13 protein-coding genes are annotated in these 16,063 nt (G+C 40.1%); 4 read left to right on the top strand and 9 right to left on the bottom strand.

The features are described from left to right. Positions 1 to 188 precede the first annotated feature (188 nt). From ACN222_RS11555 to lepB, 8 genes are all read right to left on the bottom strand, one after another. Complete coding sequence (locus ACN222_RS11555) at positions 189 to 506, bottom strand: RNA recognition motif domain-containing protein (RefSeq protein ID WP_010996467.1); 318 nt, start codon at positions 504 to 506, stop codon at positions 189 to 191. Positions 507 to 925: 419 nt separating this feature from the next. Next, positions 926 to 1,966 carry an agmatinase SpeB gene (gene speB, locus ACN222_RS11550; protein WP_010996466.1) on the bottom strand — a complete coding sequence of 347 codons (1,041 nt, stop codon included), beginning with the start codon at positions 1,964 to 1,966 and terminating at the stop codon, positions 926 to 928. Positions 1,967 to 2,057: 91 nt separating this feature from the next. Next, positions 2,058 to 3,797, bottom strand: coding sequence for a R3H domain-containing nucleic acid-binding protein (locus ACN222_RS11545; protein WP_010996465.1), 1,740 nt, complete (start codon positions 3,795 to 3,797; stop codon positions 2,058 to 2,060). Between the two features lie 39 nt (positions 3,798 to 3,836). Then, positions 3,837 to 5,114, bottom strand: coding sequence for a circadian clock protein LdpA (gene ldpA, locus ACN222_RS11540; RefSeq protein WP_010996464.1), 1,278 nt, complete (start codon positions 5,112 to 5,114; stop codon positions 3,837 to 3,839). A gap of 95 nt (positions 5,115 to 5,209) precedes the next feature. Continuing rightward, positions 5,210 to 6,622 (bottom strand): sensor histidine kinase, encoded by a 1,413-nt coding sequence (locus ACN222_RS11535; RefSeq protein WP_010996463.1) that lies wholly within the window; start codon positions 6,620 to 6,622, stop codon positions 5,210 to 5,212. Between the two features lie 182 nt (positions 6,623 to 6,804). Continuing rightward, positions 6,805 to 8,640 carry an EAL domain-containing protein gene (locus ACN222_RS11530; RefSeq protein WP_010996462.1) on the bottom strand — a complete coding sequence of 612 codons (1,836 nt, stop codon included), beginning with the start codon at positions 8,638 to 8,640 and terminating at the stop codon, positions 6,805 to 6,807. Positions 8,641 to 9,496: 856 nt separating this feature from the next. Continuing rightward, on the bottom strand, positions 9,497 to 10,279 hold the full coding sequence (locus ACN222_RS11525; RefSeq protein WP_010996461.1) for an MOSC domain-containing protein: 783 nt from the start codon (positions 10,277 to 10,279) through the stop codon (positions 9,497 to 9,499). Positions 10,280 to 10,387: 108 nt separating this feature from the next. Continuing rightward, entirely contained in the window at positions 10,388 to 11,035 is a 648-nt protein-coding gene (gene lepB, locus ACN222_RS11520; protein WP_010996460.1) for a signal peptidase I, read from the bottom strand. A gap of 225 nt (positions 11,036 to 11,260) precedes the next feature. On the opposite strand from lepB, the gene ACN222_RS11515 reads away from it, so the two are divergent. From ACN222_RS11515 to patS, 3 genes are all read left to right on the top strand, one after another. Further along, the gene (locus ACN222_RS11515; protein ID WP_010996459.1) at positions 11,261 to 12,580 is read left to right on the top strand and encodes a dihydroorotase; all 1,320 of its coding nucleotides are present in this window, start codon (positions 11,261 to 11,263) and stop codon (positions 12,578 to 12,580) included. Positions 12,581 to 12,686: 106 nt separating this feature from the next. Then, entirely contained in the window at positions 12,687 to 13,859 is a 1,173-nt protein-coding gene (locus ACN222_RS11510; RefSeq protein WP_010996458.1) for a patatin-like phospholipase family protein, read from the top strand. Between the two features lie 924 nt (positions 13,860 to 14,783). Further along, positions 14,784 to 14,837, top strand: coding sequence for a heterocyst-inhibiting signaling peptide PatS (patS, locus tag ACN222_RS11505; protein ID WP_395939658.1), 54 nt, complete (start codon positions 14,784 to 14,786; stop codon positions 14,835 to 14,837). A gap of 211 nt (positions 14,838 to 15,048) precedes the next feature. On the opposite strand, the gene tsaE is transcribed toward patS, so the two are convergent. After that, positions 15,049 to 15,537, bottom strand: coding sequence for a tRNA (adenosine(37)-N6)-threonylcarbamoyltransferase complex ATPase subunit type 1 TsaE (tsaE, locus tag ACN222_RS11500; RefSeq protein WP_010996457.1), 489 nt, complete (start codon positions 15,535 to 15,537; stop codon positions 15,049 to 15,051). A gap of 179 nt (positions 15,538 to 15,716) precedes the next feature. Here tsaE and ACN222_RS11495 point away from each other — a divergent pair, with 179 nt between their 5' ends. Next, complete coding sequence (locus tag ACN222_RS11495) at positions 15,717 to 15,941, top strand: hypothetical protein (protein WP_010996456.1); 225 nt, start codon at positions 15,717 to 15,719, stop codon at positions 15,939 to 15,941. The last annotated feature ends 122 nt before the right edge of the window (positions 15,942 to 16,063 follow it).

The following is a 16,063-nucleotide window of genomic DNA, read 5'->3' as shown; positions in this document are numbered from 1 at the left end:
GCTGAGTTCCACCTAATACAAAAGGCTCTTCTATTTAGGGTAGGAGCAATTCGGCTCATCCGACTAGAGCGATCGTCATTGCTTTACAGTAACTACTAAAAAGATGCCATCAGGACTCAATGAAGAAAAAAAAAGGCAGACGATTTGTCTGACCTCAAGAATTTAGATAAATTCCTAATTATTAATTCTTAATAACGGGAACGACCACCGCCACCGCCACCGCCGTATCCTCCCCGGTTTCCGCCACCAAAGGAGCCTCTGTCTTCTTTGGGCTTGGCTTTATTGACTTTCAGGTCACGACCCATCCACTCAGCACCATCAAGACCCTCGATGGCAGCTGTTTCTTCTGCATCTGAACCCATTTCCACAAAAGCAAAACCGCGCAGGCGACCTGTTTCACGGTCAGTAGGTAGCACAACCCGTTTTACAGAACCATATTCTGCAAAAACGTTGCTGATATCCTCTTGCGTAACTTCGTAAGAGAGGTTCCCTACATAAATTGACATTCTTTTCTCTCCAAAATCATGGCTGTGTAGAGATTTAAATTTCGGAGAGAGGTCTGTAAATACCAAAAGGAAAAGCCTGTTAATACTAAAAACAAAGACTATCACCGATTTAATTCTCACTGTCTATGATGGCATAGAAGTTAATTTCCTGCATGAGTAAAAGCGGTTATCAGGGAAGCTATGCAGCCATAATATTGATATTTAAGACCAAAACCATTGACTTACAAGGCTTTTAAGATTTTATTTTTTAATTATTTACAAATATTACAGTCATAAATTCCCGCTTAATTTAATAAATATTAGTGATAGTAGTCCTAATTTTTATCTTCAAAAGTACACTCAGGATAGATGATGGGAATTAAAAGTTGGTGTCTAGGCAATGACTGACAGTCGATCATTGCCTGCTGAATAATAACAGCTTATTGTTTGTGAGATAAATCCATTAAATTTGCTAATTTATAAACCACTCTCGCCCCTACATTACCATCCCATTCAGCATCACCAACTTCGCAGACATCGAAGCCGATAATTTTTCTCCCGCTATTCACTAATTCCCGAAATAGACAAAAAACTTGCTCCAATTCCAAACCACCAGGAACGGGTGTACCGGTATTTGGACAAAGTTTTGGATCTAAACCATCCACATCAAAACTAATGTGGACGTATTCCGGTAAATGATTCACAATTTCGCGGCTTAGTTCGATCCAATTTGTCTCACCATAGAGCTTTTGTTTAATCATGGGGTCGTAGTATGCCACGATGCGTCCATGGGATTCCTCAATCATTCGCACTTCATCATGACTGATATCGCGTAAACCTACCTGCACTAGTTTAGAAATTTGCGGTAATTTCAACCCATTAAACATAATCGACGCATGGGAAAATTCAAACCCTTCATAAGCATCACGTAAATCTGCGTGTGCATCGATGTGGAGAATGCCAAAATTGGAGTATTTCGCTGCTAATGCTTGAAAGTAACCTAAAGGTGAACTGTGGTCACCGCCAATGACTGCAACTTGCTTACCTTGACTCATAGCTGCTTGACATTGTGTAAACAGCCATTGATTTACCTGTTGGGAAGCTTGATTAATTTCTGTCAGTACAGGGGTTAAATCTGGTGTATCTGTCAGTAATTTACCTTGGGCTAGCCGTTCAATAATTTGTGCTGCTAAATCCCGATAATAATTATTTTTCTCGATCATTTCTTGGGGAATTTCCACTAAGAAAATCCCTTGTTTCCAACCATCAGGATGATCAAAGTCAAATAAATCTAGTTGTACTGAAGCATCCAGAATTCTTTGTGGGCCGTTGGCTGTACCTGCACCATAGGAAACAGTAACTTCCCAAGGAACTGCAAAAACAATTAAATTTGCAGAATCGTAGTCGCACGGCAAACCTAAGAGATTGCCATTGATTTCACCTACGCCGCTAGGGTTATAGTCTTGGAGTTGATTAATCATAGATTCTTGGATATTAATTTTACCAACTAAAAGCGATCGCCCTAAAATCTTGGAGAGCGATCGCTGGATTTACTCGACAAACTCAGTCAGTTTACGCTGGATAAATCCGTAAACGACGGTTTGGTTCTTCCCCAAAACTATGGGACTTGAGCCGATAGTGTTCTACTAGCTCATGCTGCATTTTGCGGACTTGCGGAGAACGGGGTAATAACTCCACTGGTTGTCCTTTGGGAATGACGATTTGCTCGACGGCTAGTCTTGCTTCTTCTAAAGCGTCCATTTCGTCGTCGCTACCGTTGTGGAGAAACAATTGTAGTTCTCGATCATCCGCTACTTCGGGATCTTCCATGTTCAGCAAGCGCCGCAATCCACGGGTAATCTGAGGAATGGTACTAGACTTAATCACATGGATGGGTACATGACGGGCTTTAGCCATCTGCCTTAATTTAGCGTGGTTTTTGACGTGCGATCGCAATGCTAAAATTGCATCAGCATTATCTATATCTTTTGTCAATACCACAGGCAAAGTTAAAACACTGATCACCTGTTCCAGTTGATGCCTACTCACACCATAAGGGTAAACGTGCAGTGGCAAATCTTCACCGTTGGGGCCTGGTTGTCTAGCACTACTGCCGAAATCAATAGCCTCTGGGTAGTTAAACGATTCATCTAACAAGCGGTCAAATTCGCTTTGTCCAGAGATTCGTTCTCGCTCTAGAGGCAATGATGGGATGGCTAGCATTTGTCCTGATGCACGCCAACCATTAGATGGTCTAGCTGGTGCAAAAGATTCCTCAGGAGTTGCCAACTGTCCGCCACGACCATTAACAACAGATAATTGTCGTGTGATGGCGACTTTACCTTGCTCATCCACCGTTCTCGTTTGTGGACTAGGCTGACGGCCTCGCAGAAGAGTATCCACCGTATCCGCAACACTTTCGTGTACTACCCAACGTTGCCGTTCTAACATTTCCACGGCAATCTCAAAGGTAGGCGGGGCTTTCCGTTCCAAAACGGTTTTTTGACTACCCCTGCGTCTCGCTTCATCGTCTCCCAGTGTCACAGCTTGAATACCCCCAACCAAGTCAGACAGTGTGGGGTTTTTGATCAGGTTTTCTATCTGGTTTCCGTGGGCAGTACCTACCAACTGCACACCTCGTTCGGCAATGGTACGGGCTGCTAAAGCTTCCAGTTCTGTACCAATTTCATCGATGACAATGACTTCTGGCATATGATTTTCCACTGCCTCAATCATCACCTGATGTTGCAGTTCTGGATGAGCTACTTGCATCCGCCTAGCACGACCAATGGCTGGGTGAGCAACATCGCCATCCCCAGCAATTTCGTTGGAGGTGTCAATGATAACCACACGCTTATGCAATTCATCTGCTAAAACACGGGCAATTTCTCTTAAGGCTGTAGTTTTACCTACACCAGGCCGTCCTAGCATGAGAATCGATTTACCAGTTTCCACCAAATCGCGGATCATGCCTATGGTACCGAATACCGCTCGACCAACACGACAAGTGAGACCAATTATCTTACCACTGCGGTTGCGGATACCACTGATCCGATGCAAAGTTTGCTCAATTCCTGCCCGATTATCTCCACCAAAGTTTCCTACTCGCTGAACGCAATCGTCTATCTGTGCTTGAGTAACGGGTGTTTCGCTCAGGTACTCGGCTTGATTGGGAAATCTAGCCTCTGGGCGACGACCCAAATCCAAGACCACTTCTACTAAACTATCTCGTTTGGGATGGTTCTCTAGTATTTGTCGCAGGTCTTGGGGCAAAATGTCTAACAACTTTTGGAGATCGTCTGTAGTCGTCATGCTTTCTATTGTGACGTTTTGAGAGATAACGAAGAGCGATTAGCTCTCCTGCTGTGACTTGAGCTGGGAGACGAGGGAACGGGCAAGCTCTACGGCTTGCCAAAGCAATTCTGGTTCTTCTTCAAGGCGTACTGTGGCCTTAACACTGCTATTACTCACCTCCTTATTTTCTAACTGCTCAATAATCGGTGACAGCATTACACGGGCGTAGCTACCGTAAGCAACTCCGGCAATGGAGGCGGAGGGGCGGGAGGTGAGACAGCGCGGTCTTGGGGGTTTCCCCCATAAGCGACTGCGAACCCGAAGGGCAGGGGGCAGAGGAGAAGAAATTTCCCCCATGCTCCCGTTCGCGTAGCGTCCCGTAGGGAAGTTCGCCCGGAGGGTTTCCCTCCTTGCGACTTCTCTTCCTGCTCCCTGCTCCCTTGCTTTTTTCAGTAGTCCCATTGCCTTTAACTTAGCAACTGTGTAGCTGTTAGTGCCACCTGCTAGTTGTATATATCCTGGTAACTTAGCTGCTAGAACTTTTTGCCCTAGTTTCACTGCTGCTAAAGTGGTACCATCTCCAATATCACCACTCATGGGGCGACCGTCGGTTTGCCAAATTAAGGTGGTAGGAAGTGGAGAAATTAGTTCATAGATTGATTGGAGATATTCAACTAGATGTTTGCCATCGGGACAGCTGATAGCCAATACCTTCAGTTGGTCTGCCCAAGGTGAAATTACTTGCCATAATTGCTTAAACTCTGCCAAACGTCCCACTTTTGTATGGATTTCTACGGCATCTATTCCTGCTGACAAAACCATTGGCGCGATCGCTTCTGGCGGTGACATATAGGAATTTGTATAAATTATATCATAAGGACAAACTGGCAGACAACGCCCACAACCGTAGCATTTCTGAGATTCAACTCCAGAAAAATTATCTTTTTGATGATTAAATACAATTGCCTGAGCGGGGCAGATTTTCTCGCAAGGTCTGGGACAATCAGAGGGACAATGGTGGGGATTGAATTCGGCTTTGCGGAAATGGGGGTCTTCTCCGTCATTTAAGCTGACCATCAACAAGGGTGCATGACCTTTGTAGTCCAGTCCTCTTGCTTGAGCTGCCTGCACCAAATTTCTAGCTACTTGTATTGCTTCTTTGGCATCTCTAATCACGGCTGGGTCAGCAGCCACATCTATGCAGTCAGCACCAGCTAAGGTGTAGGCTAATGTTAAACTTCTCACAGCAGGTAGGTGCTGGAAACTAGCTCCGCAGATGAGCTTGAACCAGTGACCTTGGTTTAATGATTGTAAAGGGGCTAACAGATCAGTCACACTTCTATTATGCTTTTATGTGAATGAAAATAGTAGCCTGTGTTGACTAAAAATCCTAATTTATTTGTAGTGTCATTTGACTCAGCCCTTTCTACTCAGACTGGTGTAATCGGAATTGTAATAACAAACTCTGCTCCTTCGCCTAATGCAGAAGCACAGGTGATTTGCCCTTGGTGTTTCTGCACTATAATCTGATAGCTGATAGATAATCCCAATCCACTACCTTTGCCTACGGTTTTTGTGGTGAAAAATGGGTCAAACAGATGGGATTGCCAAGATTGATCTATACCTACACCATTATCGGCGATCGCAATCCTCACGGTGTGCGAGTTGAGTAATTCTGTGCGAATCCGAATTTGAGGATTTGGGTTTGGGGGTTCTCCCTTGATTTTGGTTATTCCCAATGACTGTAGATGAGCTGTTCCTTGACGAACACTTACCCACAGAGGATTGACTTGGCTATTTTGTACACGTAGTCTGGGAGTCATTGGTATTACGCCAGAATCAGTTTCTTCTCTCACCGCCAAAGCATCTATGGCATTATTTAAGATGTGCATAAATACTTGATTTAATTCGCTCGGATAGCAAGTAATCAAAGGTAAGTTACTGTAATCTTTCACCACATCAATTGCTGGACGATTTGATGTGGCATTGAGTCGATGCTGTAACATCACCAAGGCGCTGTCTATTCCCTGATGAATGTTTACCAATTTCATTTGCGCCTCGTCATGGCGGGAAAAGTTTTGCAGCGCCAGTACAATTTCCCGAATCCGATCAGATCCTCTGTACATAGCACCCATTAAGTTTTGCAGGTCTTGCATCACAAAACTCAAGTCTGTCTTTTGAATTAGTTGTTGAATTTTGGATGTTGGATTGGGATACTCCTGTTGATAAACTTCGATGATTTTCACTAAATCTTGGATATACTCATTAGCATATTGCAGGTTGCCATAGATAAAACTAATAGGGTTATTAACTTCATGGGCAATACCTGCTACTAATTGTCCAAGTGCCACCATTTTCTCGTTTTGAATTTGTTGAACCTGTGAGGCTTTTAAATTATTAAGGGCATCTTGCAATAAAAAATTTCTTTCTTTTAATTGAAGTTGCAACAAACGTAAATTTATTTGATTTTCAATTCGTAAGATTACTTCCGCACCATGAAAGGGCTTAGTAATGTAATCCACACCACCAACATCGAAAGCTTTAACTTTATCTAGGACATCATCTAGCGCGCTAATAAATATCACTGGTATATCGGAGGTGTGTTCATCAGCTTTCAGTTGCTGACAAACTTGATAACCATCCATATCCGGCATACTAACATCTAGCAAAATGACATCAGGTAAAAGCATCTGACACGCAGTTAGTGCCATTTTACCGTTCAAGGCTTTGCGAACTTCAAAACCTCGTGCAGTTAACATCGCTGATAACAGCCGCAGATTATCTGGTGTATCATCTACTACCAAAATATTGCTTTTATATTTATTGTTATTATTTAAATTCATTATGAATTAAAATTCATCATTTATCCCCTGATAAATATATTAAATGCTGTTTGGACGGACTTATATAAAAATTACCTAAACTCAACAAATATTTTGTTGACACTAATATCAAATAATTACTAAAAAATAAAGCTATACAGATATGAATTGAGAAATTATAAATTCAGGAGTATCAACCTAAACTACCATTGGGTAGCTGAGGCGATAAAATCTATTACCAAGTTCTGCTCTATAGGTTGAGAAAATAGATATCCTTGTGCAAAATCACATTTTAAACTTTTCAGTTGTTCCAATTGTTCTTGGGTTTCAACTCCTTCTGCGATCGCCGACATACCCATAGATGCAGCAATGCTAATCATCGCAGGTACTAATCCCATATTTTCCTGATTATCCAACATCCGATTAACAAATGATTTATCAATTTTTAGTGCATTAAAAGGAAATATATGTAAATAGCTCAGGGACGAATAACCTGTACCAAAGTCATCCATTATTAGTTTAATTTTACGCTCCTTTAATTGTTGGAGAATTACTTTAATTTCATTATTATTTTCCATAATGACAGTTTCTGTGATTTCTAGCTCTAAACTAGATGGATCTATTTGAGTCTCTTTGATAATTTGATCGACTTGTGTTAGGAAATTAGTCTGCAAAAATAATTTAGCACTTAAATTTACACTAATGGTTAGATTATTAGGAGTTCCTGGATGAGATTGCCAGATGCGTAGTTGCTGACAAGCTGACTGTAATACCCATATATTGATAGTATTAATTAGACCAGTTTCTTCCGCTACAGGGATAAATTCTGTCGGAGCAATCAAACCGTGAGTTGGATGCTGCCAACGAACAAGTGCTTCAAATCCGGAGATTTTACCTGTAGACAAAGAAATAATTGGCTGGTAATAAATAACAAATTCCTGTTTTTCCACTGACCTACGTAAGTCATTTTCCTTTTCTAAGGCTTTGATCACTTCCTCGTGCATTGCTGGGTCAAAAACATGATATCTAGACCTTCCTGAATCTTTAGCACGATACATCGCTGTATCAGCATCTCGCAGCAGATACTCTGGTTGATCATATCCTTTATGACCCCAATTAATGCCAATGCTGACATTCATAAAAACTTCGTATCTAGACAGTTTAAAAGACATTGATAGTTGTTGAAGAATGTAATCGGCTATTTGAATTGCCATGCGGATATCTTTTATATCCTCTAACAAAATGCCAAATTCATCACCGCCTAGTCTTGCTAGAGTAGCGTCTGGTGTGAGACAAGATTGGAGACGATGAGCGATAGAAATAAGTAATTCATCTCCTACTAAATGCCCTAAAGAATCATTGACAACCTTGAAGCGATCGCAGTCTAAAAATAGTACTGCAAATTGATAATTAGATTCTTCTTTAGCGCGATTTAAAGCTTTTCCTAATCTCCTGATAAACAAAATTCTGTTTGGTAAACCAGTCAGAGCATCATGCAGCGCCATATCAAGCAATTTGCCTTGTAACTTTTGACGCGCACTAACTTCTATTTGGAGTTTTTGCAAAGCCTTTTCTAACTCCCAAGTACGCTGCTTTACTCTTTGTTCTAACTCAGCATTAAGTGTTAATATTTCTATTCTCGCTGTTCGCAATTCTATTTGATTTTTTACACGTACTAAGACCTCTCCTAATTCAAAAGGTTTAGTAATATAATCTACCCCACCAACTTTAAAAGCCTTAACTTTGTCAAAAACATCATCTAAAGCACTAATAAAAATTACTGGAATATCAGATGTCAGTTCCCAAGCTTTAAATCTTTGACAAACTTCATAACCATCTACCTCTGGCATCATAATATCAAGCAAAATCAAATCAGGTAATAATGTTTGACAAGCGGTGCAAGCCATTTGCCAATTTAAAGCTTTACGAACGTTATATCCTTCCCTAGCAAGAATTGATGACAAGACACGCAGATTGTCTGCCATATCATCAATAATCAAAATATCGCTTTTATATGGGTCTAACTGTTTATGATTCATTCTATATTTGTTTTAGTTAGTGCCATAGTTTTTTCAACTTGATAGTTATTTACTAGATACTTCAGAAAATGATAAAGTTGATTTTTCTGGAGTAACTGTTTCAGAAGAACAAATGAAGCGTGTGGCCTCACACACAACAAAAGCAATAGATGACAGGAGTTTCACCAACAACCGACTGTCAGCCACATCATCTACTACCAAGATGCGATATTCTCCTTGTGTGGTGATAATCTAATATTTCCTGCCCATTTTGCAACGCTAGATACCTCACTGTTTCCGTCGCCAAATACGTTTGCCGAACGAAAGGCATAATGAGAAATAATCTGAGGGACTTCTTAGTAAATTTTTTGCCAATTGAGCAGTAACAGGAGTTGACGGATTGAAGTTTGACTAACATCATTTGTAAAAAATTTCCCCAATGTTAACCCCAGGGAATCTACGATATATCAGCTACCTTGAGCTTAAGGGTTAGTACTGTCTACAATAACAAATATTGTCAAGCAAGTAGCTGATGCTTATATCAAAAGATACTGAAATATGTTTATACATATTCGGTCTACTGGGGTACTTCTTCCTGATATAAAGGCTTAAACTTTGTTATAACACCATAATTTGTTCTATTGCATCTGACAATACATGAATATGTATTATTCAAGGAGTTGCCAGATATATTTACACTATTTAACCAAAAAATTTTGTACTAGAAAAAGGTTCCTATTTTTACCAATTGAAGACAAAATGATGAGTCCAAGTTTACATACAAAGATATGAGGGGTAGGTATTTGCTACTTGGTAGTTAGATTTATGCTGAATGAATGAGTATGTTTATTTTGTTGTTAAAAAATCTCAATTTTTTTTATAAGGTAATTTTAACTTCTTCGCCCACACTAATGAATTTCCCTGCTTCCGAACTTGGTAATTGTGTATTTACACTTAAACGATAAAAATGATTAAAACGAGATGTAGCAGCCCATTCCGGCAATGTATTTTGACGCTTTTGGACAAATATTTTTTGAAAACCTGGATAAGCGATACCTGAAAAAGAGTCTCTTGTGGGAACTACACAACGCTGGCAGGGGTTAACACCAAAAAATTGCACGTCTCCAACTTGGAAGGAAATAATTTCACCTGATTCACTAAATAACTGATCTTCCCAAAATGCCGGAACGCCATCAATTTCCAGATTAGCACGCATTCGACGGCGCATTTCATCGATAGTTACACCGGGAAACCAAGAAGCTACTTCTGCCAAGGTTGCGGTGCTAATTACTGTTGGCCCTGGTGATTGTAAATCATCAGGGAATCCTCCTTGGGAGTTTTGCTCTAGGGTAACAGCAAACTCAAAAAAATCACTTAAGATAGCTGCTAGTGTTTGCCTGTCTTCGTCTAGATGAAAGACATATTCTGAATATTTTCCAGGAAATTGGAGCGAGACTGTTCGATGAGAGATGTGGAAATATGAACGCAATTGATGAATAGATGGATTTCGTTTCCCATTCACCACTCTCGAATGTTCGTCAAATATGGCAAATTCACGGTCATGCTCTAGCGCACCACTGTTGATAATTCGTCCTTGCTGAACCTCCACCGCGTCTAGTGATTTAATCGGGTAGATGAATATTTTAGCTAGGTAAGGCATTTTCAATATTTCTGAGCCAATAGTCAACAGTCATTGGTTGATGGGTCATGAAACAAAAATTCCAGACTATGGACTGTTGACTATCCCTTTGTTTTATATATAGTTTTTTTACTTTGGAGAGTATAGAGGCGATTTATCGATTTCTCCTACGTTGTTGAGTGGCCAAAAACGAAGAACTGCACGACCAATAATATTTTGACGTGGGACAACACCCCAACAACGACTGTCATAGCTGCTATTACGATTATCTCCTAGTACTAAATAGGAGTCAGAAGGTATAGTCTGGGGTTTTGTTAAGAAAGCTGGTTGCTGTCCTGACGTACAGACATCAATGACTGTGGCTTGTTTGGAGCCGAGATATTTCTCTTCATTAAGGGGCTTTTTATTGATATATACTCTGCCGTTTCTGAGTTCTACTGTTTCCCCTGGTAAGCCAACCACCCTTTTGATAAAGGCATCTTGGTATTGTTCTTTTTGTAACTCTTCTGTAGGGGAAAAAACTACAATGTCTCCCCTCTGCGGTTGAGAAAATCTATACTTCAACTTATCAACAATAATTTTGTCTGCTTCCCACTGGTTGGGAGTCCCGTGGAGAGTGGGTTCCATCGAGCCAGAAGGAATCCAGCGTGCTTCAGCCACGAAGGTACGAATACCCAAGGCGAGAACAATACTTAATACAACTGTTCTACCTAGCTCTGCGATCCAAGAATTATCAGGTTGTTTACTAGAATTGTTGTCAGACACTTGATTTTGCATGAAATTACTGAAGTAAGAAAAGTGTAAGTAATTAACTCGCTGAGGGAGACTATATTTGTTAATCTTAACGGGAGAAAGCAGATTAGGTGGTCATCGACTCATAAGATAAAAATAATCTTTTTTGTAAATAACTGCAAAAAATTATTACAAAAAGTACTGTTAAGATTGACCTAAAAGGATAGTTTTTTATAGTCTATAACTCCTGTATTGAAAATTGTTAGCATCATGTCATCTCCACAAAGTTTGCTAATTCGCGGCGCTCGCATCATTTTACCGAATGGTGAATTTTTGGTGGGGGATGTGTTGACACGCGATCGCCATATCGTTGAAGTAGGGACAGAAATAGTCAACACTACACCAGCTACAGAGATTGACGCGAAAGGGTTGACTTTGTTGCCAGGAGTCATAGACCCCCAGGTGCATTTCCGCGAACCTGGGCTAGAACATAAAGAAGATTTGTTTACAGCCAGCTGCGCCTGTGCCAAAGGTGGGGTAACTTCTTTTTTAGAAATGCCCAACACGCGCCCCCTGACAACTACCCAGCAAGCGCTAGATGATAAGTTACAACGGGCTGCTAGTAAGTGTTTGGTGAATTATGGTTTTTTCATCGGGGCAACAGGGGATAACACACCAGAATTATTAGCCGCACACCCAACACCAGGCATTAAGATTTTCATGGGGTCAATGCACGGTCAGTTGTTGGTTGATCAAGAGGCTGCACTAGAATCGATATTTGCTCAAGGTCAACGCCTAATTGCTGTTCATGCGGAAGACCAAGCCAGAATTAACCAGCGCCGTCAAGAATTTGCGGGGATTCAAGACCCAGCAATTCACTCCCAAATTCAAGACAATCAAGCGGCACTGTTAGCAACACAATTGGCATTAAAACTTTCTAAAAAATATCAGCGTCGGTTACATATTCTGCATATGTCCACAGCCGACGAAGCCGAATTGTTGCGCCAAGACAAACCCAGTTGGGTAACAGCCGAGGTCACACCACAACATTTGGTGATGAATACTGGTGATTATCAGCGTATTGGCACATTAGCACAAATGAATCCGCCCTTGCGATCGCCCCACGATAACGAAGTTTTATGGCAAGCGTTGCGGGATGGTGTGATAGATTTCATCGCCACAGACCACGCTCCCCACACCTTAGAAGAAAAAGCTCAACCCTATCCCAATAGTCCTTCTGGGATGCCTGGGGTAGAAACATCCTTGGCTGTCATGTTGACGGCGGCGATGGAGGGGAAATGTACCATTGCCCAAGTAGCCAACTGGATGTCCAAAGCTGTCGCTGTAGCTTATGGTATCCCCAATAAAGGAGCGATCGCCCCTGGTTACGATGCTGATTTAGTGCTTGTTGATTTGAATACATACCGCCCCGTCCTCCGAGAAGAAACCTTAACCAAATGTCACTGGAGTCCCTTTGAAGGTTGGAACCTCACAGGATGGGCTGACACAACTATAGTTGGTGGTCAGATTGTCTACCACAAAGGCAAGTTAAACACAGAAGTGCGCGGTCAAGCTTTAAGCTTTGTGTAGCAAATAATATTCTCTGATTACGTAGATTACAACTGTAAAACAGATTTAGGCGACAGAAATTATTCTTCCCTGATCCCCAGCCCCTAATCTACCAAGGAGAATCAAAATGTCCTTCAAAATATTGAGTCTGGATGGCGGCGGTATACGCGGCGTTATTACAGCACGCATCCTTCAAGAAGTGGAGCGACAGATTCAACAGCAGCAAGGTAAGTCCTTACACGAATACTTTGATTTAATTGCCGGCACTTCCACGGGTTCCATATTAACGGCTGGAATTGCCGCGAAAAAAAATAGCAGTGAGCTAGTTCAACTGTATCAGGAACAAGGTAAGCAAATATTTCCTATCGAGAGAAAAGAACGCTACAAAAAAATTCCCAGTTTCCTACAACCATTGATTGAAGCCTTTTCACTACCTAAATATTCTCATCAAGGGCTGATTAATGTCCTGAAAAATGTTTTGGGTGACACAAGAATTAAGGATGTGGAAAGCCCGATAATGTTGATTCTCGCTTACGATACTCTTTATCGCAACACAACATTTTTTACTAATTGTCACCCCGATTTAGGCGATAGATGGTATGATGATTGTCATCTATGGGAAATTTGTACCGCTTCAACCGCAGCTCCTACCTTCTTTCCCCCATATAAGTTAGAGCCTGTAAATAAAGAAAAATATGGAAATTGGGTATTCCCTCACATTGATGGGGGAGTTGCGGCCAATAACCCAGCACTAGCTGCACTCAGCTTGGTAATGCGGTTGTCTCAATCTTCTGTCTCCTCTGCAATCAAACAAAAATATAATTTGGATGGGATCAATTTAGAAGATATTGCCATCCTTTCTATTGGTACTGGTCAAACTGGTGAACCATATTTATTTGATCAGGTGCAAAATTGGCGTGGCCTAGATTGGGCGCAACATCTGATTGATATATTTATGGAGCCGACATCTGAAGTTAGTAGTACAATTTGCCGTCAAATTATGGGCGGATTTAATTCTCAAAGATATTTACGTCTTCAGTTTGATTTAAATGAAAGATTTCAACCTCACAAAGTGGAATCTTACAAAGACACTCGTCAAGTCCTCAAACCAGGAGAAAGAGTTAACAGATTTACCCAAACTCCGCTTACAGAAGAGATGGATGACACGAGGGACGACATTTTGAGATATCTAATCGATGCCACATCTAAGTTTATTGATAAAGGTTATACTTTCTATACCAGAAATGACTGTGGACCTCAGGTGAAAGATGCGATCGCATCTTTTATTCAAGCTAACTAGCATATTTACGTAAAAAGTTCTATCCCTACCAGGGTCAGTATTGTTTCGGTGATCAGTAGTATTTGCGTAGTCCGCCTCGTGAAGCATGGTAGAAATAGCATTAACTTGGTCAACTGATTTTTAATATAAGAAATTTTTTCATAAAGTTTTTGTCTGATTAATTTAATTAATAAGTTAATAATTAGTAACTTTACGGGTATAGATCCTGAATTTGTTTTGGGAACACTTAAGTATGCGGATAGACTGGGCAGTTAGTACGGAAAGTAGTAAGCCTTTTACTTCTCCCCGTTAGCTTTTTGCATTTAACTATCCGGATTTTTTACCAAATAACTGTAGAGAAAAGTAGGGTTAAGTAAACGGGCAAATTTTCGTGAAAACAATGTTTTATACATATAAAAATTTTATCTGCGCTTAATTTGTACCTTCTAAAAACCTATTTCTTACATCTCTGATTCTTTAATCCTTCTGGGCATGGGATTGCTGAGGATACTAATATTACTGAGCGAAACCTAGCAAGAAAATATAAATCAGTATTTGTTCTCGCACAATTTAGAACAAATTTTACAGAGATAATCCAAGGAATAGGTCAATAAGAATAACAATGGTGCAAAAAATAAAAAGACTTTACCAGTATTGACTGATTTAATAAAAGTCTGCTGTAAGCCTTATCAGCTATATGATCTACCAGAGGACAAGTTTATGTCATTTTTAATATCAATCTAATTTTCCGAAAGAGCAGGTATTAAAAACATCTTCCAACTTCCTAGATATCACCTGCATAAAGTTCTTGAAGATACTTAGATTTGATTTTTTCAACCATCTACACCAAGACTGATGATGAGAAGATGCAATCGTAGCTAATCTCAGTAGATGGAAAAAGTAACCAAATGTTCTGTTGAAAAGTAATTCACCGATTTTAAGATTATGAAGGCAATTATGTTAGTGAATTTCTGTGATGAGCGCGGTAGTGGTAGATAGAACGAGTGTAAAATTCTGCCTCGACTATCGGTAAAAATTTTGTCGTTATCATGTAGAGATTGATTGGGTATGGCGTTGATGTGCTGGTAAATTTAAGATAAAATTAATGTAATTTGGGGTAACTTTTTTACTGTTTCTACTCAGTGGCAAATAGTCCTAATATTACTACAGTACTAAGCAGCGTTTTTACCCAATTCGGAAATAAAGTCATTCACTTGGTAGCAATTAAATCGCTGATGGTGCAATTGAATGGTGTAATTTCGGCTTGACGACTGCCCTCATCGCCATAAGTCAAAAGTACGTTAATGTAGGTACTTGGCTTGTAGGGCATTCGTTCCGACCACTCAATCGCTACAATACCCGGAATTATCTCAATCCCTTCCCAATAAATTTCTAAATTTAAACTTAATACTTCTTGTGGCTCTAAGCGGTATAAATCCAGATGGTAAAGGGGTATACGTCCTTCTGTGTACTCATTAATCAGAGTAAAAGTAGGACTGACAATGGGTTCAGTAATACTTAAACCTTTACCCAAGCCCTGTACCAAAGTAGTTTTACCAGCACCTAAATCACCTTCTAGTAAAATCACACTACCAGCAGTTAAAGTTTCTCCTAAGAGAATACCTAAGTTGAGTGTTGACTCTTTATCTGCAAGAAAAATTTTAGTCATTTGGTCAATAGTCATTTGGTCAATAGTCATTAGTCAGTTGTTAGTTGCAAATAATTTTCTTTTCCCTACTGCGCTCTAACTCCTTCCTCCTGTCATATATGGAAAATGTGGTTTTAAATACGCTATTCGATTGAATTAGTAATATAAAATTTCCATGTGTATGTCATCAGATTAGTGAGTTCAATCTGGTCAAAAATTAGGACTAATCCATGAGTAGAGAAGCAGTTAAAGTCATTTTATGGGAAGAAAATCAAAAGGATTTTATAAAAAAGTTCTATGATTTACAATTTACTCCCAGAGTCGGTGAGGAAGTTTATCTACAAAAAGAGCGATGGAAAGTAACCAGAGTTGAGCATGATGTAGAAGTTAGTGAGATTAATGTGTATATGGAATTAATTAAAAAAGTCAAGCAGGATAAACCATCTAATTCTTAAATAAAACTAAATTTTACCTTCATCAAAGGGAATATCGACTGGACTTAATTCTTAAATCGGTTTGAGATTGCATATTACTTGTCTGGACAGCAAAGGCCGGAAACACACTATTATTTAGATTC

Source organism: Anabaena sp. FACHB-595 (genome assembly GCF_048568275.1).
In the GTDB taxonomy this organism is placed as follows: Bacteria; Cyanobacteriota; Cyanobacteriia; order Cyanobacteriales; family Nostocaceae; genus Trichormus.
This window is presented reverse-complemented; position numbering and strand designations above follow the sequence as displayed.